The sequence below is a fragment of the Kitasatospora sp. NBC_01287 genome, from assembly GCF_026340565.1.
GTDB lineage: Bacteria > Actinomycetota > Actinomycetes > Streptomycetales > Streptomycetaceae > Kitasatospora.
Genome location: NZ_JAPEPB010000001.1, coordinates 226,000 through 247,266 on the forward strand (window position 1 = coordinate 226,000; position 21,267 = coordinate 247,266).

General features: G+C 72.3%; 20 protein-coding genes and 1 pseudogene. 10 read left to right on the top strand and 11 right to left on the bottom strand.

Annotated features, from left to right (window positions below):
• Positions 1 to 212 precede the first annotated feature (212 nt).
• From OG455_RS00575 to OG455_RS00600, 6 genes are all read right to left on the bottom strand, one after another.
• Positions 213 to 629 (bottom strand): VOC family protein, encoded by a 417-nt coding sequence (locus OG455_RS00575; RefSeq protein ID WP_266288980.1) that lies wholly within the window; start codon positions 627 to 629, stop codon positions 213 to 215.
• A 105-nt stretch (positions 630 to 734) separates the two neighbouring features.
• Positions 735 to 968 carry a hypothetical protein gene (locus tag OG455_RS00580; protein ID WP_266288982.1) on the bottom strand — a complete coding sequence of 78 codons (234 nt, stop codon included), beginning with the start codon at positions 966 to 968 and terminating at the stop codon, positions 735 to 737.
• Positions 969 to 1,130: 162 nt separating this feature from the next.
• Entirely contained in the window at positions 1,131 to 1,436 is a 306-nt protein-coding gene (locus OG455_RS00585) for a DUF6087 family protein (RefSeq protein ID WP_266288984.1), read from the bottom strand.
• A gap of 313 nt (positions 1,437 to 1,749) precedes the next feature.
• The gene (locus tag OG455_RS00590; RefSeq protein ID WP_266288986.1) at positions 1,750 to 2,610 is read right to left on the bottom strand and encodes a cupin domain-containing protein; all 861 of its coding nucleotides are present in this window, start codon (positions 2,608 to 2,610) and stop codon (positions 1,750 to 1,752) included.
• An 89-nt stretch (positions 2,611 to 2,699) separates the two neighbouring features.
• Entirely contained in the window at positions 2,700 to 2,939 is a 240-nt protein-coding gene (locus OG455_RS00595) for a hypothetical protein (RefSeq protein ID WP_266288988.1), read from the bottom strand.
• Positions 2,940 to 3,143: 204 nt separating this feature from the next.
• Positions 3,144 to 3,308 carry a hypothetical protein gene (locus OG455_RS00600; RefSeq protein WP_266288990.1) on the bottom strand — a complete coding sequence of 55 codons (165 nt, stop codon included), beginning with the start codon at positions 3,306 to 3,308 and terminating at the stop codon, positions 3,144 to 3,146.
• Between the two features lie 172 nt (positions 3,309 to 3,480).
• Between OG455_RS00600 and OG455_RS00605 the strand changes: the two genes are divergently transcribed.
• Positions 3,481 to 4,209, top strand: coding sequence for a DUF5919 domain-containing protein (locus OG455_RS00605; protein ID WP_266288992.1), 729 nt, complete (start codon positions 3,481 to 3,483; stop codon positions 4,207 to 4,209).
• 74 nt (positions 4,210 to 4,283) lie between these two features.
• Here the strand turns inward: OG455_RS00605 and OG455_RS00610 are convergent, their stop codons facing one another.
• The 4 genes and pseudogenes from OG455_RS00610 to OG455_RS00625 all read right to left on the bottom strand — a co-directional run bounded on the left by OG455_RS00610 (position 4,284) and on the right by OG455_RS00625 (position 7,353).
• On the bottom strand, positions 4,284 to 4,607 hold the full coding sequence (locus OG455_RS00610) for a hypothetical protein (RefSeq protein WP_266288994.1): 324 nt from the start codon (positions 4,605 to 4,607) through the stop codon (positions 4,284 to 4,286).
• Between the two features lie 292 nt (positions 4,608 to 4,899).
• Positions 4,900 to 5,259 (bottom strand): annotated as a pseudogene (locus OG455_RS00615) (VOC family protein); the annotation flags it as partial.
• Between the two features lie 53 nt (positions 5,260 to 5,312).
• Entirely contained in the window at positions 5,313 to 5,960 is a 648-nt protein-coding gene (locus OG455_RS00620) for a DUF6817 domain-containing protein (RefSeq protein ID WP_266288996.1), read from the bottom strand.
• A 244-nt stretch (positions 5,961 to 6,204) separates the two neighbouring features.
• On the bottom strand, positions 6,205 to 7,353 hold the full coding sequence (locus OG455_RS00625; protein ID WP_266288998.1) for a low temperature requirement protein A: 1,149 nt from the start codon (positions 7,351 to 7,353) through the stop codon (positions 6,205 to 6,207).
• A 430-nt stretch (positions 7,354 to 7,783) separates the two neighbouring features.
• Between OG455_RS00625 and OG455_RS00630 the strand changes: the two genes are divergently transcribed.
• Both OG455_RS00630 and OG455_RS00635 read left to right on the top strand, forming a co-directional pair.
• A complete protein-coding gene (locus OG455_RS00630; protein WP_266289000.1) occupies positions 7,784 to 8,137 on the top strand; it encodes a beta/gamma crystallin domain-containing protein in 354 nt (117 codons plus the stop codon).
• A gap of 261 nt (positions 8,138 to 8,398) precedes the next feature.
• On the top strand, positions 8,399 to 9,601 hold the full coding sequence (locus OG455_RS00635; protein WP_266289002.1) for an alpha/beta hydrolase: 1,203 nt from the start codon (positions 8,399 to 8,401) through the stop codon (positions 9,599 to 9,601).
• Between the two features lie 107 nt (positions 9,602 to 9,708).
• On the opposite strand, the gene OG455_RS00640 is transcribed toward OG455_RS00635, so the two are convergent.
• Entirely contained in the window at positions 9,709 to 10,734 is a 1,026-nt protein-coding gene (locus tag OG455_RS00640; protein WP_266289004.1) for a YdcF family protein, read from the bottom strand.
• A 252-nt stretch (positions 10,735 to 10,986) separates the two neighbouring features.
• Here OG455_RS00640 and OG455_RS00645 point away from each other — a divergent pair, with 252 nt between their 5' ends.
• The 7 genes from OG455_RS00645 (at position 10,987) to OG455_RS00675 (ending at position 21,265) form a co-directional block, all read left to right on the top strand.
• Entirely contained in the window at positions 10,987 to 14,178 is a 3,192-nt protein-coding gene (locus OG455_RS00645; protein ID WP_266289006.1) for a non-ribosomal peptide synthetase, read from the top strand.
• 335 nt (positions 14,179 to 14,513) lie between these two features.
• Complete coding sequence (locus OG455_RS00650) at positions 14,514 to 15,053, top strand: hypothetical protein (protein ID WP_266289008.1); 540 nt, start codon at positions 14,514 to 14,516, stop codon at positions 15,051 to 15,053.
• Positions 15,054 to 15,333: 280 nt separating this feature from the next.
• The gene (locus tag OG455_RS00655) at positions 15,334 to 16,632 is read left to right on the top strand and encodes a streptophobe family protein (RefSeq protein WP_266289010.1); all 1,299 of its coding nucleotides are present in this window, start codon (positions 15,334 to 15,336) and stop codon (positions 16,630 to 16,632) included.
• A 150-nt stretch (positions 16,633 to 16,782) separates the two neighbouring features.
• Positions 16,783 to 16,983: a hypothetical protein gene (locus OG455_RS00660; protein WP_266289012.1), complete on the top strand. Its 201-nt coding sequence runs from the start codon at positions 16,783 to 16,785 to the stop codon at positions 16,981 to 16,983.
• Positions 16,984 to 17,339: 356 nt separating this feature from the next.
• The gene (locus OG455_RS00665) at positions 17,340 to 17,939 is read left to right on the top strand and encodes a PadR family transcriptional regulator (protein ID WP_266289014.1); all 600 of its coding nucleotides are present in this window, start codon (positions 17,340 to 17,342) and stop codon (positions 17,937 to 17,939) included.
• Positions 17,939 to 19,702 carry a sulfatase gene (locus tag OG455_RS00670; protein ID WP_266289015.1) on the top strand — a complete coding sequence of 588 codons (1,764 nt, stop codon included), beginning with the start codon at positions 17,939 to 17,941 and terminating at the stop codon, positions 19,700 to 19,702. The genes OG455_RS00665 and OG455_RS00670 overlap by 1 nt, the downstream gene beginning before the upstream one ends.
• 219 nt (positions 19,703 to 19,921) lie before the next feature.
• Complete coding sequence (locus tag OG455_RS00675) at positions 19,922 to 21,265, top strand: MFS transporter (protein ID WP_266289016.1); 1,344 nt, start codon at positions 19,922 to 19,924, stop codon at positions 21,263 to 21,265.
• Positions 21,266 to 21,267: the final 2 nt, after the last annotated feature.

Below are 21,267 nucleotides of genomic sequence, written 5' to 3' on the forward strand. Positions count from 1 at the left end.
AATGTTGACTATTGATGACTTTGATGTGACTGTGGGATGAGCACTCCGGCTGTTCGCAGGGGAGCCGTCCGCTGTTCGTTTCCCAGAGCAGCTGATATTTCTTCGCCATCCAGGGGGAGCCATGTCCGTGGTCCGGCCGTCCACAAGCTTGAGGGATACGTCCTGGACGTGCTGGCGGCCGCGTCCCTCACCGCCGGCGGGATCGTAGGGCCTCACCGGCGCCGGGAGGCCAGAACGCGGCCCGCCGAAGACATCGCGCCCGGTTCGCGCACCAGGAACTCGTTCCCCTCGGGGTCGGCAAGCAGTCGCCAACCCGGCGCGTCCATCGCGGTGTCCACCGATGAGGCGCCGGCGTCCAGCAGACGCCCGACCTCGGCCGAGGGATCGCTGCCGACCCCGGGCGCGAGGGCCAGGCGCAGGCGGTTCCGGCCGGCCTCGGGCGCCACCGGCGGGCCCATGACCAGCGTGGGCCCGTTGCCGGCCGCCGAGTCGAGCCTGACACCCCGGTCACCCTCGTCCACGATCGACCAGCCGCCGGCCCGCACCCAGAACCGGCCCTGAACGCCCGGGACGGCGGCGTCCTGGCAGATCTGGGCGAGCCGACCGCGGGCGCCCGCCGCGGGCAGCACGCAGAACTCGTTGCCCTCCGGGTCTCCGGAGAGGCGGTCTTAGGGGTTCTGCGATAGAGCCGAGAGGGCCCCGCCCGGATCGGTCCCGGACGGGGCGAGGGGGTACTACTCGGCGGGGATCTGCGGAGCGGTCGGCGCAACGGCCCAACAGTCCAGCGCTCGGTATCGGAACGTGCCGTCGGTCCACGGGCGGGGGTCGTTCTTCGCTCGGGGCGCGTAGGTCACGTACTGATACGGGCCGCCCATGAGGGTCCAGCCGTCCCGCTGGGACTGCATCAGGCCGCGCGTGTTGCCGACGCGCACGCCGCTTTCCAGAGTCTTGATGAACTTCCGAGCCATCACGCCACCGCCCCGGTGAGGGCGTGCGCACCGGGGTAGGTGTATCCGGGGTCCGGAAGCCCCATCACGACTGCCCGAAGAGCTTCGCGCCGTACGCGCGGCGCAGCGAAGGCGAGGGGTCGTAATTTCAGGAGACGCCGCGACTATCCGGAGGATATCTGCCTAGTTCTTCCGGTGCCGACCGTTTCCCTTGCGCAGCAGTGCCACGGGGGTATCGGCCTGTGGCGGGGCAAAGTCCTCGCCTCTCCGAACGATCATCGGGTAGGCATCGGCGTAGGTATCGGCCACCCCGACCGGCTGCCACTGCTTACCGTCCCACTCCACGACAAGGCGGGGGGTGTCTTGGAACAGGTGTCCCCGCCGGACTTCGGCGTCAAGGGTCAGCGCGTCTCGTGTTCCCGGTGGCCGTTCTCGGTTGGCGCGAACGCCGTACCAGTCGGTCACGGTTTCGTCGTCGGGTTCGAGCACGGCTGATCCTCTCGCTCGGCGTCAGTCCGAGGTTAGCGGGCCATCCGGTGGAGTGGAGCCCGGCCAACCCAAGAGTCCGAGCGGTGCCCGCTCCCGGAGCGCATCGGCGTACTCGGTCGAGTCGTCGAACTCACGGAAGTTGGTGATCGGGTCGTCCGCGGCGTAGAGCATGGCGAGAGCACACGACAGGCAGAAGTCCTGTCCGGTGTCCAGGTCCCGCAGATTCGCGTAGTGCTGGCATCCGGGCCACTGACACCGCCTACGGTGCTTGCCGCCGTTCTTCCGTCCCGCCATGCTCCGATGATCCGCCGCTCTACTTGGGTTCCTGGCCGAGCACCGAGAGACGCTGTGCCGAGCGGAGCCGGAGAGCGACGTTGTCGGTTGGCAGCTCGGTCAGCGCGTCACGGAACAGCTCGACCAGATCGCCGGCGAGCTTGGTGAAGTCCTGCCCACCGAGGTTCGGCGGAAGCTCATCGCGCAGGGCCTCGCTGTCCTCGCTCAGCTCCCAGAGCTTGCGCAACGCCCAGTGCTTCGTCAGGAGTTGCACTCCGAACGTGATGTGAAGGCTGTGTTCCTCGGTGGTCCGCCCCGCGTGCACCCACCCCCGCGGGATGAACAGCACCTGCCCGGCCCGCAGGGTGACCGAGAAGTCCGGGGTGTCCGAGGCGAACCGGGCCTTGTCCTCGGGAGAGAACCCGATCTTGGACCAGTTGTGATGCTCCAGCGGGTTCACGAAGGTCGGAGCGAACATGCGCCACTCCTTCGCCCCCTCGGCCTGCGCGATGAAGACGTGATGGCAGTCCCAGTGCCACCCGAACCCCTGCGCCTGCCCGGCCGGGGTGAGGTAGAAGTTCCCCGTCACCGGGTGGCCGAGCATGGCGGACAGTTCCTTGCAGAACTGCATGATCGGCGGGTAGGACCGGTGCAGGCCGTTGAGAACCAGGGTGTCGGTCGGGTGGTCCGCGGACGTTCGTTCGGCGGTCAGCACGCCGTCGCGGACCATGCCGAACCCGCCCGGACGGATATCGGGGTCGGCCAGGATCTCGCGGGCCGCCTGCCTGGTGGCGAGCTGTTGCAGGTCCGCCGCGTCACGGTCGTACACCGTGGGCACCGAGGGCCATGCGGTCCGGAAGGTATCCGGGTCGGTGACCAGTCGGGACAGTGCAGTCTGCACGGTGGCGCTCCCTTCTCGTAGGGTGGGGCAGGAGGGGTGACCGCCCCAGTTGAGTTGGGGCGGTCGCCTCTCGCTCACTTGCTGGTGTGTCAGGCGCCGATCAGGTGGTCGTACTGGCCAGCGGCGAAGGCGTCGCGCAGCTTGCGCAGCTCACCGGGGGTGCCGGTGACCACGGCGCCGTCGTTGTTGATGTTGGCGAGCGCCACCAGGCCGTCCCCGGCGTCGGCGACCGCGAAGCACTCCACCGTGTCGTCCAGGTGGGAGTACGACGCCACCGACCAGGCCAGGCCCGGGTGCGACGCCGGGTTGAAGTCCACGGACTTGTCCACGTGCGTTCCTCTTTCTCGTCTGCGGGTACGGCGGGCGCCGTGCCCGGTGGTGCTGCCGCTGCGCGGCGCCGCACAGCGGGTGGTGCCCCGTCCCGGCGGAGGTGTTGACGCTTCCCGTCCGCCGGGACGGGAGCCTTGGAGACCGCTCTGGTCACGGCCGGGGGAGGCACGGAACGCCGCACGGCGGGGCCGCGTACGGGGCCATCACGCGGCCCCGCCGGTGCAACTGGGACACGTGCACGGTGGCCAACCGTTCGCCGGGTGCTCCGCAACTCGGGCACTGGTCTCCGGGTCGTACTCGTCCAGCGGATTGCCGGCGGCGGGTTGCTTGCGCTGCTCCGTCTTGTACTCGGCGTACGTCTTCGGCACGGACTGCTCCTCCGTTCGGGCCGGTGGGCTTCCTCGGCGCACTGTCGATCCTTCGCTCCCAGGTGGGCCAAAGCACCCCCGTATGCGAGACATGAAGGCGGTCTACGCGCTAGCGTCCAAGAAGGCCCAAACGTCCGGGGGATGACTCTTGAACATCGCTCTCCGACGAGGTATGGCAGCTGCCAACCTCACACCGCATCAGCTGGCGACCCGCATTGGTGTCACACCCAAGACCGTGGAACGCTGGCTATCGAACGCGGCGTTAGTACCGCATCAGAGGAACCGAAACGACGTGTGCGCAGCCCTAGGGGTTGATGAGCAAGTGATCTGGCCCAACGCTGTCCGGGCGAACATCAAGACCGGACACGACCGAGAGGTGTTCGCCGCCTACCCGTACCGCTCAACATGCCCAACGTCGGTATGGGGTCAGCTGATTGGCGATGCTACAAACGACATCTTCCTGGCCGGTTACACGAACTACTTCGTGTGGCTGAAGCAGCCCGCTCTACACCAGACGCTACGACGCAAGGCAGAGGCCGGGTGCAGGGTCCGGTTCCTCCTGGGTGACCCGGACTCGGACACTACTCGACAGCGGGAGCGCATCGAAGGCGTGGCGCTGACTGTCTCGACCCGGATTCGTATCACCTTGGAGCACCTCGAAAAGCTCTCCGGCGTTGAGGGTGTCGAAGCTCGGTTCAGCGCACCCGACGACGGACCCAATCACGTGAGTCTCTCGGTCTTCCGATTCGACAATGATGCGCTGGTGACTCCACATCTGGCTCGGGTGGTTGGCCACGACTCTCCGATGATGCACCTTCGCCGGTCACAGGACGGCGGAATGTTCGATCGTTTTGCAGAACACGCCGAGGAACTATGGGGGCGCGGCTTCCCCACCCGCTGACCAAGCACAAACGGCCCCCGCCCCGACCACCCGCAGCGGGAGGAAGGGACGGGGGCCGTTTTGGTCCCTCGGGTTCAGAGGGCATTGGTGAGGCGGGCAGCCGCCTTGCCGCCGAACATGGCTATGCCGCAGTAGAACTCGATCCGAGTGCGGTAGACGGGCTTGTCGTGAGCCTCGCCGAGGTCGGTGGCCTGGATGCCGCCGTTGGTCAGCCCCGTGACCCCGGCCTCGGCCTCGGAGCCGCCGAACCGGACGGCGTAAACGTCACCCGTCTCCTTGCCGCCGGTGCCAACAGTCAGCGGGAGGACATCGGTGCCGTCGAGCTTCTGGCCGGGCTCCAACATGGGGACGCCGTTCCACATGGTCACGTGCTTGCCGTCGATCTGTGCGGTGAGCAACTCGGAGCCGCCGAGCCGCCGGAACCCGGAGCGGACCTTGGGTCGATGTTCAAAGCCGCGGCGGCGGTCTCGTTGGACTCGCGCTGCCGCTCGGGGCTGGTGGTCTCGTCCGTCAGCACGGACAGGCGGATAGCCGAGACGCCCCGCAGGCGCCCGGAGAACACGGTGCCCTCGGTACCGGGCAGGGTCGTCCTAGTCATACCCTCCGGGGAGGGGGACGAATTCCGCAGGTCACGGGTAAGGGTGGCGGTCGACACCGGGGGTCACTCCAGAACTGGTAGTCCAGAGTGTTGGGGTCGGCGAGCACCTCCCAGGGCACCGTGCCCTGTCCGATGTCCACGCGGGTGGTGCTCAGGGCGATCGGGCGCCGCACTTCGTCCGCGCCGCCCGCGAGATCGAGGTGCCCCCGGTTCTTCGCGGTCTTCGGCCGCGTCGAGGGGACGAACAGCGGTCCGACGCCGTCCGGGCTGCCCGGGTGGACGGCCGAGTGGACGGCCGAGCAGCCATCGGCCGGACCATCAACGACCGTACCGTCGGCGGCGGGCTCCCGTTGCAGGGCTCGCGCCCAGAAGCGGGCCAGACGCGGGGGGCCGACGGCTCGATCACGACCGCGATCAGCTCCGTCGGCATGCGGGTGCTTCCTTTCGGTCAAGGGCCGGAGGCGATCGGCTGCAGGTGCGGATCAGCTGTGGGTTCTGACCTCGATCAGGGGGTTCGGGGGGCGTACCGGCCGAGCTGCCGCGCACAGGCCTCCTGCGCCGCGGTGGGGAGCAGGTCGCGCGAGCGGGCGAACAACCGGTACAGGGCGGGGCCGTAGCGGTCGGCGAGGGCGGCGTTGTGCGCCAGCACGTCGAGTTCGTTGGCAGCCGTGATCGCGAGGAAGGCGCGCAGGTCGGACTCCGGCGGAGTGTGCTCACGGCCGGTGAGGCGGTCGCGGAAGACCACCGGTCGCCCGATGCCCAACTGCGGATAGACGACGCCGCGGTCGCAGCTCGCGTACAGGTGGACCAGCGCCTCGGCCTCCTCGCCGATCAGCTCGGCGAGGAGCCCGCGCTCGGCGGTCCCCGCCAGGGCCTGGTCGAAACCGTCGGTGCCGTACGCCGCGTGGCACAGCCCCGCGACCCGCACGTGCGGATCGGCGCCCCACTCGCCCAGGAGGTCCGCGACACGGATCAGGTGCGCCAGGAGCGTTCCGCCAGGGTGGGGCAGCTCGCCGGCGCCCCGGGCGCGCAAGAACTCCTCGGCGGCGGGCCACGCCTCGGCACGGCCGGAGCCGCTGCCCGGTGAACCGGCGTCGGACGGGTCGATCTGCCGCATCACGCCTCCCCCTGTGGTCGGGTCGGTGGTGGTCATGTGCGCTCCTGTCGTTCTCGGGAGACCGGGTCGGCTCCCGCCACGCCCGTTCCACCGCGTTCTGATCGAGGAAGAGCGGCGGGCAGGTTGCCGCCCCGCGCCCTCCAGCGATGATCACGCATCCCGGAAATCCAAGTCAATCCAGGGGTTTGCTGGCACATACCCAAGCAGAATCTTGGCCTACTGCTGCCCGCCCGCGAGCAGGGCGCCGGCCCGGCGGCCAAGGTGCCCCGACTCCCGCAGCTCAGGACGGCGCCGGCCCGATTCCCACACCGGCGACATGATGCCGGCGGCCCTCCCGGAGGATCAGGGCGAACAGGACCAGGGCCGCCGCCGCGAGAGCGGCACCGCCGCTTCGCAGCGCGGCGGGCGTGACCAGTGCGGCGACAGCGAGCGCGGCCGCGATCCGGGCCCGCGGCCAGTCGCCCGCCAGTGCGCGGTGGAAGCAGGCGAGCCCGACCAGATAGAGGGAGATGCCGAGCGGCAACAGGAGGGCGGCGAGGTCGTGCTGGCGGGGGGCACGGTGGAACTCGTCGATGGCCTTCTCCATGCCCACCGCCGCGACCACGATCCCGAGGATGATCAGGTAGTAGGCGTAGCCGAAGGAGTGGACAGCGACGCGGGGGCGACGTTCCAACGGGACCCGCTCCAGCCGGGCCTGGCTCTCGCGGTCCTCACGGCCGAAGTAGAGCCACCACATCTGCGCGCTCAGCACCAGCGCCAGGAGCGCGCCCACCACCGCGGTCCCCACGCTGCCGCCCTGCGAGGTCGCCGCGCCGACCTCGGTGATCGACTCGCCCAGCACGATGATCACCGCGAGTCCGTGGCGCTCCACGAAGTGCCCGACCCCGACCGCGAACCCACCGGTTCCGGTCACCAGCGGGGTCACCACCTCCATCACGGCGGCCAACGCCCAGAGCCACAGCCGCACCTGCGCCGGTACCGCCCCCGCGGCCAGCACCACGAGGGCGCTGGCGAGGTTCAGCGGTCCGACCCGCACGATGCCGCGGTGCCCGGAGGTGCCGATGAACCCGACCAGGTGGGCCGAGACGACCAGGAGGTAGCCGGCACCGAAGACCAGCGCCCAGGAACTCTGCCCGACCGCCTTCGGGACCGCCATCGCCATCAGGAAGAACCCGGCCGTGCCGGCCAGCAGGAGCAGGCGCGGGCCGGTGCGCTCCAGATCGAGCGCGTTGGTCAGCCAGGCGTAGCCGGAGTACATCCACCAGATGATCACCAGGAGCACGGCCACCCGTCCCGTGCTGAGCAGCGTGGGCGCGGCCACGAGGATCGAGGCGACCTGGGTGATCGTGAAGACGAAGACCAGGTCGAAGAAGAGTTCCAGCGGTCGGACGGACTCCGCCGCGCCCGGGACGGCCCTCTCATCGGTCACGGTCGAGATTGTCGCAGCACCCCGCCGGCCCACCAGGGCAGCCACCGCGTCCCCGGCGCGCCCGGCCCAGCGAGGGGCGGCAGCGCGGCGAGGGGCGGCGCGGCGGGCAAACCGGCGCGGGTCGGTCGCGTGTGCCGGTGGGCTCCACGATCGGGTGATCTCCGCCCGAGACGGTTCGCATTCGGAGTGTTGCCGCCGGGTGAGGCACAGGCGGTCGCTACGTTGGCGATTCCGGGTCCACCGGCCGCGTCCCCACCAGGGGCCGGGGGCAGGAGCCGGGCCGGCGTTCGGCCGATCGGTCGCATGATCTCGACGACTCGACAGCTTGACGACTCGACGACTCGACGACTCGACGGAGCACCGTTTCGCCAGGGCGCCACCTCGCCGACCGGGGCCTGCCGTTCGTCGGCCTCGATACCAAGGAGAACCTGTGATCTCGAAGAAGAAGAGGCTCGCGCGGTCCTTCGCCGTGGCACTCGCCACGGCCGCGGCCTTCACCGTCACCGTACCGAGCGGCAACGCCTACGCCATCGACCACATCCAGTGCGTCGGCGGCGAGAACTTCCTGAAGATCTGGTCGCACCTCGACGGCCGCCAGAGCGTCGACTGCTACGCGAACGCCGGAAAGATCGACTTCGGCGGGTGGTGGGTCGACCGGATCTCCACGGGGAACAACGACCTGATCTACTACGACGACAACGGCGACTCGGTGCGGATCGACCGCTGGCACGACATCACCTTCCCGAACCAGCCGCCGAAGGTCGACGCCATTCAGATCCTGTGACGCGCTGACCGGCCGACCGCCTGGGGCCGCAGCCCGCCGGCAGGGCGCGACCCCAGGCGTCCACCTCCGGCACGGCGACAGCGAACGCCCGTTCAGGGCACGGGCGTTCGCCCTGCCGGGCCGCACGGCTGCCGCCCGCCCCTGAGACCGGTCCGGCCGGCGCCTGCGGGGTCGTCAGGGTCACGCTTCGGGTTCCGCGGGGGTTCGGCTCCGCCGCTCTGACGACGTGGGGCGGGCTGCTCGGCTCCTAACGTCCCTGTCATGACTCGCATCCGTCGCACCGCCGTAGCCGTCGTCCTCGCCCTGGTCCTGCCGCTGCCGATCATCGGAGCGGGCGCCGCGTTCGCCGCCGCCGGGCAGCCCCCAGCTGCCACGGCCACCACCGCCACCACCCTGGCCCCGACCGGCCAGGGCGTTCAGCTGGAGCTCCCGCGCCCGACCGGCCCGCACGCGGTCGGCGTCAACACGCTGCACCTGGTCGACCAGGACCGCCCGGACCCGTGGGTGCCGAGCGCGGGACCGCGGCAGCTGATGGTGTCGATGTACTACCCCGCCCACGCCGGCACCGGCCGGCCCGCCCCCTACATGACCACCGAGGAGGCCCGGCTCTTCCTGAACATGGAGGGGCTCGACGGCGCGTTCCCGGCACAGGCGCTGGCCGACACCCGTACCTACGCGTCCACCGACGCCCGCCCGGAGCACGGCAGATACCCGCTGGTGGTGCTCTCACCCGGCTTCGGACTGCCGCGCCAGACGCTCACCGGCCTCGCCGTCGACCTGGCCAGCCGCGGCTACGTCGTCGCGCTCGTCGACCACACCTACGAGGACTCCGGGACGACCTTCCCCGACGGGCAGACGCTCGGCTGCGCGCTCTGCGACCTGTCGAACGTGTCGGACGCCGAGTCCCTGCAGAGCCGGGCCAAGGACGTCTCGTTCGTGCTGGACCAGCTGACCGGCCGCCATCCGGCCTGGCAGAACGCGCAGTTGATCGATCGCGAGCGGATCGGCATGGCCGGGCACTCGCTCGGCGGCGCCGCGGTCATCCCGACCATGGCGGCCGACCAGCGGGTGCGGGCCGGCGCCGACCTGGACGGCAGGTTCTTCGTGCCGGTGCCGGCCGGCGGCCTCGGCGGCCGCCCGGTGCTGCTGCTCGGCAACCCGGCGAACCACGCCGTGGGCGGCGACGAGCCGAGCTGGGCGGCGAACTGGCCGGACCTCGACGGCTGGAAGCGCTGGCTGACCGTCACCGGGTCCACCCACGTCAGCTTCACCGACGTGCCGGTGCTCGCCGACGAAGCGGGCATCACCGGCGTGGACGGCTCGATCCCGTCGGTGCGCGCCGAGCAGCTCACCCGCGCCTACGTCGCGGCCTTCTTCGACGAGCAGCTGAAGGGCATCCCGCGGCCGCTGCTGGACGGCCCGTCGCCGGCCGATCCGGAGGTCGTCTTCCAGCAGCAGCCCTGACACCGCGTCGCCGGGGCGGGGCGAGGTGCTGCGGCCGCGCCTCGCCCCGGCTCCCGGCGAACCGGTCGGCCCGGTCGGCCCGGCCTGTCCGGTCGGCCCGGCCTGCCTCAGCCGTGCCAGCCCCCCACCGCGCCGAGGAGCGCCAGCAGCACGCAGGGACCGATGGTGGCCACCGGGTAGCAGAGGAGGACCGCGACGAACTCGCGCAGCATCGCGCTCGGCCAGTAGTACGCGGCCGTCGGCGCCCCGAGCACCTGACCGCGCACCCCCGCCCGGCGGGCCAGGATGGCGGAGCGCAGCACGTGGAAGCTGCTGGTGACGATCAGGCAGCGGTAACCCGGCCGCTCCGCCGCCATCAAGGCGTCGCTGAACTTCAGGTTCTCCTCGGTGCTGGTCGAGCGGTCCTCGCGGCGCAGCAGCTCCGGAGCGACGCCGCGCCCGGTGAGGAAGTCCGCCATCGCCGCGGCCTCGCTGCGCGACTCGTCCGTCCCCTTCCCCCCGGACAGCACCAGCGGCGGCACCCGGCCCCACCGCGCCTGGGCCAGTTGCACGCCCAGCCCGCGCTCCAGCCGCGCCGCGAGCAGCGGCGGCACCCGGTGGCCGTCCACCAGCCCGGCACCGAGCACCACCACGAAGTCCACCTCCCGCCGCACCGTCAGCCGGGCGTAGAGAGCCGCGTACCCGACGAAGCAGAGCAGCAGGAACGAGAAGTAGCCCGCCACCAGCAGCACGGCGGCCGCCGCCGCGCGCAGCGGCCGGGAGTCGACGCTCACCGCGGCCGCCAGCAGCCCCAGCACCCCGAACGCGGCCAGACCCGCCACCAGCGACAGCAGATTGGCCGGCCCACCGCCCTCGCGCCGCAGCATGGTGATCCCGTTGGCCACCAGCAGCACCGCGGTGGCCACCGCGCTCGCCCCGACCAGCAGCGGTAGCACGGCCAGCACGGCGGTGTGCGCCTCGTCGGGCAGCGGGCCGAACCCGCCGAGCGCACCGGCCAGGAGCAGGCAGCCGAGCGCCAGGCCGAGGAGCACGGCATTGCCGAAGCGCCGGCGGTCACGCCGCGTCCGGTGCGCGAACAGCAGGGCGAACAGGGCCGACAGGGCGAGCAGGGCCACGGGGATCACGGCGGACATGAGGCGGATGCTAATCGCACCGGGCGGACGATGGGTGGCACCGCGGGTCGAGGCTCGCACGGCCAGTGGGTCCCGGCGGCGCGGGCCGGCATGCCCGGCACGCCCGGCGGGGCCCGCTCCAGGCGTTGTCAGGCGCACAGCAATTCCGGGTGCAGAGTGTGCTTTCTGGGGTCCGCAGGGGTGTCTGTCGGGGTTATCCGGTGGTTCGGCCGCTGCCTAGATTCCTCCCGACCGCCTACGAGGGAGATCTTCATGCAGCCTCCAGCCCACGGACCCGACCCGTACGGCAGATCCATCGCGCCCGTGGACTGGTGGCTGCTCGCCTCACTGCGAGGCCAGGTGCCGGTGATCCAGCTGGCGGTGGAGGGCGACGGCGAGCTGTCGTCCGAGGTGCTCGCCGCCGCCGTCGCGGCGGCCTCCGAGAGCTGCCCGGGTGCCCGGCTGGTGCGCCGCGGCCGGCAGTGGGTCGACAGCCGACTGGCCCCGGCCGTGCGGGTGGTGGCCGCCGCCGACTTCGACCGCGACACCCTGGACTCGCCCCTGCTGTGCACCCCGCTCACCGGCGACCGCGGCCCCAGCTGCGAGGTCCTGCTGGTCGAGGGTGCCCCGAGCACGGTGGTGTTCCGGGCGTTCCACGGCGTGATGGACGGCCGCGGCACGCTGCTCTGGGCCCAGGAGGTCTTCCGCGCGCTGCGCGGCGAGACCCTGCTCGGCGCGCCCTCGCGGCTGAACGACCAGCAGCTGATGGACGGGCTGGCGAGCGAACTGCCCGACGGCCTCCCGGAGATCGCGGCCAGGCCCGAGTCGCGCTGGCCCTCGCCGCTGGGCGGTGTGCCGCCCCGCCCGCGCGGGGTGGTGTGGCGCCGGCGCACCGTCGACGGCACCCACCCGGCCGCGACCGCCAAGGTGGCCACCGTGCTGGCCGAGGCGTACGGCGCCGGGACCGGGCGCTTCGCCGTCCCGGTCGACCTGCGCCGGCACGTCCCCGAGATCCGCTCCACCGCGAACCTCGCCACCAGCGTGATCCTGGACGTGCTGGAGGGCGACGGCTGGGAGGAGGTCCACCACCGCCTGCTCACCGCGCTCAGCGAGCGCCAGGAGCTGGCCTCGCGCACCGACCCCGGGCTGCTCAAGCTCCCGTTGCGGGCGCTGCGCCTGATGGCAGGATCGGCCGACGCGAAGGCCGCCAAGCAGGACTGCTACGACTCGATGGCCTTCCTGTCGCACCTGGGCACCGTCGACCTGGCGGACTTCTCCGCCGACGGCTTCGAGGCCGCCACCCTCTACAGCCTGGGCACGCCGGCCGCGTTGGCCCCGCCGGAGATCGACCTGGTGGAGAGCGCGGGCCGCACCGAGATCACGGTCGCCTGGCGCAGCGGCCCCGGGGTCGCCGAGGCGGCCGAGGCCCTGCTGGACCGCCTGGAGGAGGCACTCTCGCCGGCCGCCCACCGCGACTGGGAGGGCAACCGCACCGAGCGGGCCGGCTCCACGGCGGCCTCCGTGCTGGAGCTCTTCCGCCGGCAGGTCGAGCGGACCCCGCACCGGGTGGCGCTCAGCGGCCCGGAGGGGACCGTCAGCTACGCCGAACTGAGCCGCCGGGCCGACGTGGTGGCCGCCGAGCTGCGCCGGCTCGGGGTCGCGCGCGGCGACGTGGTCGGCCTGCTCGCCGATCGTTCGCCCGCCGCCATCGCGGGCCTGTGGGGCGTGCTGCGCGCCGGTGCCTGCTACCTGCCGCTGGACGCGCTGCACCCCGACCCGCGGCTCGCCGACCTGCTCACCGACGCGGGCGCGGCGCTCTGCCTGGTGGAGCGCCGGCACCAGGAGCGGGCGTGGTGCCCGCCGGGCTGCGCGCCGGTGGCCCTCGACGACCTGGTGGCCGTGCGGCCGTCCGGCGACCCGTCGACGGCCGTGGAGCCACGGGACGCCGCCGTCGGCCCGGGGGACCTGGCCTACGTGATCTACACCTCCGGCTCCACCGGCAAGCCCAAGGGCGTGCAGATCGAGCACGGCAGCCTGCTCAACTACGTGGACTGGGCGAGCCGCGAGTTCGGGGTCGACGCGGACACCCGGCTGCCGCTGATCACCTCGCCCTCGTTCGACGTCTCGGGCACCTCCGTCTTCCTGCCGCTGCTGACCGGCGGGGAGGTGGTGCTGATGAAGGACGAGACCAACCACCTCTCGCTGCGCCACCTGCTGGAGGAGTCGGGGGCGACCATGCTGTCGCTGACCCCGGCGCACCTGGACCTGATCGGCCGCCTCGACCTGCGGCCGAGCGGGTTCCGCTCGGTGGTCGTCGTCGGCGAGCAGCTGCGGGTTCCGGTCGCGGCGCGGGCGCAGGCGATGTTCGGCCCCGACTGCCGCATCATCAACCTGTACGGGCCGACCGAGGCGACCATCGGCTGCACGATCCACACCTTCGACCCGCGACTGGACGCGGAGGGCGCGGCGGTGCCGATCGGCCTGCCGATGGACAACACCACGGTCTTCCTGCTCGACCAGGACCGGCGCTTCACCGCCCGCGGCGAGGTGGGCGAGATGTACCTGGGCGGCGTGCAGCTGGCCCGGGGCTACCGCGGGCGGCCCGACCTGAACCGGGAGCGGTTCGTCCGGCTGGCCGACGGCACCCGGGTCTACCGCACCGGCGACCTGGCCCGGATCTCCGAGCGCGGCGAGCTGGAGTTCATCGGGCGCACCGACGACCAGGTCAAGGTGCTCGGCCACCGGGTGGAGCCCGCCGAGGTGGCGCTGGCGCTGGAGGAACACCCGGCCGTGGCCGGCGCCGCGGTGGTCGCCAAGGCGCGGCGCGGGCAGCAGGGCAAGTCGCTGTTCGCGTACGCCGTGCCGGCGGCCGGGCAGGACGCCACCGCCGAGGAGCTGGAGCGCTTCCTCGCCGACCGCCTGCCGCCCTACATGGTGCCGGCCGCGACCGTCGTGGTGGCGGACCTGCCGCTGACCGTCAGCGGCAAGGTGGACGTCCGGGCCCTGCCGGACCCGTTCGCCGGGTCACCCGGCGAGGACGGCCAGGACGGCCAGGGAGGCCAGGGAGGCCAGGGCGACGGCAGCGGGCTGGACACCTTCGAGTCGGCCGTCGGCGACGTCTGGACGAGGATCCTCCAGCTGGAGCACGTCCACCTGACGCCCCAGCTGGACTTCCACCGGCTCGGCGGCGACTCGCTCTCGCTCTACGCGATGCTGGCCACGGTCTGCCGCGAACTCGTCGGCGCCGAGCGCGAGGACGCCTTCATGGCGAATCTGCCGATCATCATGCGGGAGCCGACGATCGAGCAGATCGCGGTGCTGGTCCGCGCGGTCCTCGGTTTCGGCGGCGAGCGCGAGGACGCCCTGCGGGCCAGCCGTCCCGGCGTCCTGTGGGAGCCGACGATCGAGCAGCTCTCCAGCCTGGTCCGCGAAGTCCGCCGGCAGGAGGCCGGGGTGACCACCTGACCGATCGGCCCAACGGGGGCGTCCGGCTCTGCCGGCCGCCCCCGCTTTCGTGACCCCGCTTTCGTGACCCCGCAACCGGGCTCCGGCCGCCGGCTGCTCCAGCAGGCACCGCCCGGCGCGAACGACTGGTCCTGCCGGACCCGACGGCCTGACGGCCTGACAGACCGGTCATTCTCGTGCAGCTTCGTTCAAGAACCCAGGAACACCAGGACTCTTTCGATCACCGCGGTGTCCAGGCTGGTGACGGCCTCAGGATTCGCCGCCCCCGGGTCAGTTGGCGCTCTACGCTACGAGCGCGCGGCACCGCCCGGTGCGGCCGTCCGAGGAGGAGTCCTGTGTCATCGCCTTGCGACCCCGAGTACGCTCCCGTCGGCGATGTGGGCGCGGCCCTCATGATGATCGACTCCCAGCTCAAGGCCGTCTACGACGGCAGGACCGGGAAACGCGCCGAAGAGCAGCGGATGGCCGATCAGGTCACCGCGTCCATGGGGCGGGAGGGACTCGACGCGCTGCTGGACGGCACGTGCACGCTCATCTACATGTTCATGACCTGGCTGCGGGCGGCGTGCGAGGAGCACGACAAGGAGGTGGTCGAGCACGTGGTGCCCACGCTGGTGGGCACGATGCGCATGATGCCCAAGACCTTCCGCCCCGAGGTCATCCCCACCATGGCCGGCCTGCTGATCGCCGCCGGCACCGGGCTGAGCCCCAACCTGTGGCGCGCGCAGTACGGAGACTGGACCGCCGCCGAGATGAATCCCCTGGAGGCCACGGCCGTTCTGCTCGCGGAGCACATCAACCGGATCTCCGGCGGCGACCGCGACTTCGCCAGCCGTTTGATCACCGGCGCGCTGTCCAGGGCGGACCAGGGCTGATGTGCGGCGGCTGATGTGCGGCGGCTGATCCGCGGCGGCTGACGCGGGCACCGGACGACGAACGAGCGGCCGGCACCGCGCCCGAACTGCCGGCACCGCGCCCGACCCCTGCCCCTCCCGCGGCCTGCGGCTCGCCGCGCCCCGGGGTCGACAGGGTATGTCGCAGCCGCCTGGAGGCACGCCGGGTGGCTACGCTGTGCAGTCACCCGACGGCGATCCGCCATCAGCATGGTCGGTGCCGTCCTGGTCGCGCCGGTCGGTGTCACCAACAGGAGTCCGCGTGCATCCCAGTGACGAGCCCCCTCCCGGCGACCGGGCACCGCGCCCGCCGACCGCGTCCGCCGGCGCCTGGGCCGGCTGGGCGCAGGCGCTGGCCGTGGCCGTCCTCACGTTCGCCGCGATGGGCGCGGTCGGCGCGCTCGGGCTGTGGGCCGCGGGGGCGGGCGACCTGCCCGCCGGGGCCTTCCCCGCGGTGCTGGCCGCCACCGTGCTCAGCGCACTGGGCGTGCCGCTGGACGTGGACGCAGGGGCGGGATTCCTGGGCGGGGGCACCGCGGTCGTCGAGGCGATCCCGCTCTCGGTCGCCCTGGTCGGCGCGCTGGTGGCGGGTGCCGCCTTCCTGCGCCCGCTGCGCCTGCGCGCGGTCCTGACGCCGCGTGAGGCGGGCGCCCGGGTGCTGCGCACCGCGCTGCCGTGGACCGCGCTCCTGCTGCTGCTCGGGGCCCTGGCCAGGCACAGCTTCACGCTCTCCACCGGCAGCCCGCAGGCCGACCTGATCGGCGGCGTGCTCGGGCTGACGCCCACCGTCGGCTTCCACGCCGGCTGGGGGGCCGTCCTCGGATACGGACTGCTCTGGCCGGCCGTCGTCCTGCTGCTCGCCTTCGCCGTCGTCCACCGCGCCCCGCTCCCGGCACCGGTGCTGGCGCTGCGCCCGGTCGTCCGGCCCGCCGCGCACGCCGCGGCGGTGGTCGCCCTGGTGTACACGGCGCTGGGCCTGATCGCCGGGGTGGTCGCGATGGCGGTCGACTCGAACCCGCGGGCCACCGCCGCCGTCCTGCTCCTCGGCCTGCCGAACCTCGCCTGGATGGGCCTGGGGATCGGCCTCGGCGGTGCCTGGCACGGGGGTCTCCAAGGCGCGCTGGCACTGCCGTTCCCCAAGCCGCTCGCCTCGGTCCTCACCGTCTCGCAAGGGCGGCAGGCCACCGTGGACATCACCGCGCTGGCCCAACAGGACGCCCGCGCCTGGCTGCTGGTGCCGCTCGCCGCGGTGGTCCTGCTCGCCGCCGCCGTCCTGATGGTGCGCCGCCACGCGCTGCCGGCCCCCGCCTGGCAGCACGCGCTGCGGCTGGCGGCGGCGCTGGGCTGCGCCATGCTGCTGATCGGCCTGCTCACCCGGGTAGACGCCGCGCTGGGCCTGTCGCTCCTCGGCATCGGGGACCTGGGCGGACAGGTGGGCGCGGTGTCACTGCACTGCGACCTGCCGCTCACGGTGGGGGTCGCCGTGCTCTGGGGCGGAGTGGCCGGGTTCCTCGGCGCGCTGTTCGCCGGGCGCTTCCTCCCCGACCGCGCCGCCGGCTGACGCGGCGCCAGGGCACCGGCCGGCCCGCCGTTTCCGGCCGCGTCGCCTCCGGCTGCGTCGTTCCGGTCGGACAGCCCGCTCGGACCACTGCCGGCCGGAGAACCTGGGACCATCAGCAGGACCGGACGAATCGACGCGGAGGTGGACGACATGGTTGGTCTGGTACTGCTCGGTGTCCTGGCGCTCGTCGTCGGCGGCTGTGCGTGCGTGGTGTGGGCGGATCGCGGCGGGCCCCGCTGGGTGCGCGGCGTGGCGGCCGCGACGCTCGCCGCGGGCCAACTGGTGTGCCGCTCCGAGGAGAGCCGCCGCCGGCGCCGGAGCCTGAAGCGGAACACCGGCGACAGCGACTGACGCGGCACCAGGGTCCGCCTGACAATTCCCGCCGGGCGCGCGACGCCGGGCATCCCCAAGCCCTCCGCCGCCTGGCTCGGCTCGATCGGCCGCACCCGCCGGCTGCCCGGGCCGGCCGAACCCACCCCGGCCGAGCCTGTGTGACGCCGCATGAACCCCGGTGAACGGTCGACCAAGCCGCGGCCGAAGGCGTTGACGGCCGCCGCGGCGCGCCGATAGAACACTCAGCACATAGGTGACTCCACACATATCAAACTCGGCACATACCAAACTCGGCACATACCAAACTCGGCACACAGCAGACTCGGCACGTAACAGACCCGGCACGTAACAGACTCAGCCCATTGGAGGCCCCGGTGCAGTTCGAGTACGTGCTGCTCGCCCTGCTGGCCGCCCGCCCGCTCAGCGGCTACGACCTGCGCAAGTGGGTCGAGACGGAGGGCCAGTTCCTCCGCTCGCGAGCCCATCACAGCCAGATCTACCGCCTGCTGGGGCGGATGGTGGCCGACGGCTGGATCGCGTTCGAGGTCGATCCGCGCGAGGGGCGGCCCGACGCGAAGGTCTACCGGCTCACGCCGGTGGGGCGGGAGGCGCTGCTGGACTGGGTGCACTCCCCCTACGAGCCGCCCAGCCGGTTCCAGGACGCGGACTTCCTGTCCCGGTTCGCCTTCGCCGCCGCACTGGACCGCGAGGCCGCGATCCGCCTGATCCGCACCGAACTGGACCACCGACGCGCGCAGATCGCCCGCAACCGGCCCCGCGACCGCACGGTCCGCTTCGAGGACGCGCTGCCGGAACTGGACCAGGAGCTGGCCCGCGAGGTCGCCGAGGAACTGCACCGGTACGGGGCCGGCGCGATGGACTCGTGGGTGGCCTGGCTGGAGCACATGCTCCAGCGACTCGACCAGTGGCAGCCGGGGCCGAGGACGCCGCCGGCCGGAGAGGGGAATGCCTGATGAAGGCGATCATGGTGATGTTCGACAGTCTCAACCGGCACATGCTGCCGCCCTACGGCGGTGACTGGACGCACGCGCCGAACTTCGCGCGGCTGGCCGAGCGGTCCGTCACGTTCGACAACACCTACGCGGGCTCGATGCCGTGCATGCCGGCCCGCCGGGAGATCCACACCGGGCGGCACAACTTCCTGCACCGCAGCTGGGGCCCGCTGGAGCCGTTCGACGACTCCATGCCCGAGCTGCTGAAGCAGAACGGGGTCTACACCCACCTGGTGAGCGACCACCCGCACTACTGGGAGGACGGCGGCGCCACCTACCACGGCCGGTACAACACCTGGGAGTTCTTCCGCGGCCAGGAGGGCGATCCGTGGAAGGGCCAGGTGGCCGACCCGGTGATGCCCGAGGACCTGAAGAAGCTGCGGATGGAGGGCTACCGGCAGGACTGGGTGAACCGACCGCACCTGGCCACCGAGGACCGCCACCCGCAGACGCTGACCTTCGACGCCGGCCTGGAGTTCATCCGCACCAACCGCGACGCGGACCGGTGGTTCGTGCAGATCGAGACCTTCGACCCGCACGAGCCGTTCTTCAGCCACCAGCGCTACAAGGACCTCTACCCGCACGACTACGACGGCCCGCACTTCGACTGGCCCGACTACAAGCGCGTGGTGGAGAAGCCCGACCAGGTCGAGCACGCCCGCCTGGAGTACGCGGCGCTGCTCTCGATGTGCGACCACTCGCTGGGCCGGGTGCTGGACCTGATGGACGAGCAGGGCCTGTGGGACGACACCCTGCTGATCGTCAACACCGACCACGGCCTGCTGCTGGGCGAGAAGGGCTGGTGGGGCAAGGTCGTCCAGCCCTGGTACAACGAGCTGGTCCACCTGCCGCTCTTCGTCTGGGACCCGCGCACCGGCGCGGCCGGCGAGCGCCGCCAGGCCCTGGCCCAGACCATCGACCTGGCGCCGACCCTGCTCGACTACTTCGGCCTGCCCCGCCCCGCGGACATGCAGGGCCACCCGCTGCCGGTCGCCGACGACACCCCGGTGCGCGAGGCGGCGCTGTTCGGCATGCACGGCGGCCACGTCAACATCACCGACGGCCGGTACGTCTACATGCGCGCCCCCGCCACCGCGGCCAACGCGCCGCTGCTGGAGCACACGCTGATGCCGACCCACATGCGCGGGCGGTTCTCCCCCGCCGAGCTGGCGGACCTCGAACTCGCCGAGCCCTTCACCTTCACCAAGGGCGTGCGCACGCTGCGCACGCCCGGCCGTACCTTCTTCAACCCCTTCCAGCACGGCACCCTGCTGTTCGACCTCGCGAGCGACCCGGAGCAGCGCACGCCGATCACCGACGACGCGGCGGAGCTGCGGATGGCGGGTCTGCTGGTGGAGCTGATGCGCGCGAGCGACGCCCCGCCGAGCCAGTACGAGCGGCTGGGCCTGCCGGCGCACGGTGCGGTCGGGGCGGAGCACCTGCTCGTGCGCGCCCAGCGCGCGCAGGCCGACAAGGCGGCCCAGCCGCTGCCCAGCCCGGAGGACTACCCGTCAGGGCGCTTCTCGCTGCGCACCCCGCTCTTCGCCCTGATCTCCGACCCGGTCGCGGTGGAGGTGATGCGCAGGCACCTGCCCGGCATCGTCGACTCGGAGTTCCTGCAGTTCCTCGGCCCCACCCCGCTGATCGACGTCGCCGCGCTCGCCGGCGGGCTCACCGACATCTCGGCGCTGCGGAGGGTGGCCGAGGAGCTCGCGGCGCTCTGACGGGCCGGGCCTGCACCGCCCGCCGGACCCGCCGGACCCGCTGGACCCGCAGGACCCACGAAGCCGGAAGGACCCACGAAGTCGGAAGGACTCGCAACACCCGCAACACCCGCAACACCCGAAGGACCGGTGACGGGGCGGCAACCCCGTCACCGGCGAGCACGTCCGCCCTCTCCCGCACTGCCCCTGTGACGAACGATGCGAAGAACGGAGTCGCGCATGGCCGACCTTATCGAGGGCGCCGCCCATCCCGCCACGAGACCCGGCCCGCCGCCCACCCGGGGCCGGTGGGGCCAACTCTCGCTGCTCGGGGGCGCCATGCTCGTCGACGGCACCGAGGCCGGCCTGGTCACCGGCCTGTTCCCGGTGATCAGGCAGGCCCTGGGCCTGACCCTGGGCGCGCTCGGCATCCTGACCGCCGCCGGCAAGCTGGTCGGCGTCCTCAGCGCACCGCTCTGGGTGTGGGCGGCCCGCCGCTGGTCCCGAAAGGGCGTCCTGGTGCTGTCCACCGGCCTGTGGGGGGTGTGGGGGCTGGCGGCGGGCTTCTCGCGGAACTTCGCCGAACTGCTGCTCTTCGTCACGGTCCTCGCCGCTGGCTACGCCGCCGCCCAGCCCCTGGTCTCCGAGATCGTCGCCGACCTCTTCGACGCCCCCTCGCGCGGTCGCGCGGTGAGCGCGCTGTACGGCGGCCTCGCCCTGGCCGCCTCGGTGCTCGGCCCGCTCATCGGCCAACTGGCGGGCGTACCCGACGGCTGGCGCTGGGGGCTGTGGGGCATCGGGCTGCTCAACCTCCTCTTCGGTCTCGCACTGCTGCTCTTCTTCCGCGACCCCGGCCGCGGCGCGGCCGAACGGCAGCTCGCCGACCTCGACCGGAGCGCCCGCGAGGCGCGAGGCGCGATCGACCGCGCCGCGGTGCTCTCGCTCTTCAGGATCCCCAGCTTCGTGATCCTGCTGGTGTCGCGGCTGCTCTCCGGGCACCTGCTGCTCAGCTCCTTCGCCGTCGTCTACCTGGTGGACGTCTTCGGCTTCAGCACCCAGCGCGCCACCGTCGTACTGCTCCCGCTGGGCGTCGGCTACCTGCTGGGCACCGTGGCCGGCGGGTTCCTCGCCGACTGGGCCGACCGCCGCAGCCCCCGCCACGGGCTGCCCGCCGTGCTCCAGGGCGCGCAGGTGCTCTTCGCGCTCCTCGCCGTCCTCGGCACGCAGGTGCACTACCGAGGCATCGGGCCCTACGCGCTGCTCTTCTGCCTGATGGGCGCCGCCCAGGGCGTGAACCCCGGCATCAACCGGCCGATGGTGATGGCCGTCGTCCCGCCCGAGCTGCGGGCCGCCGCCTTCACCGTCTACGTCTCCATCTTCGAGGCCATCGCGTGGGCCGCGTTCAGCCTGGGCGCCGGCTTCCTCGGTGACGCGATCGGGCTGCGACCGGTGTTCCTGGCCGTCCTGGTGGTCCTGATGCTCGTCAACGGCGCCTTCCTGACACTCCTGCACCGGCCCTACGCGAAGGACGTCGCCCGGGTGCAGCAGGAGCTGGACCGCAGGCGCCGAGCAGCCCTGGCCTGACC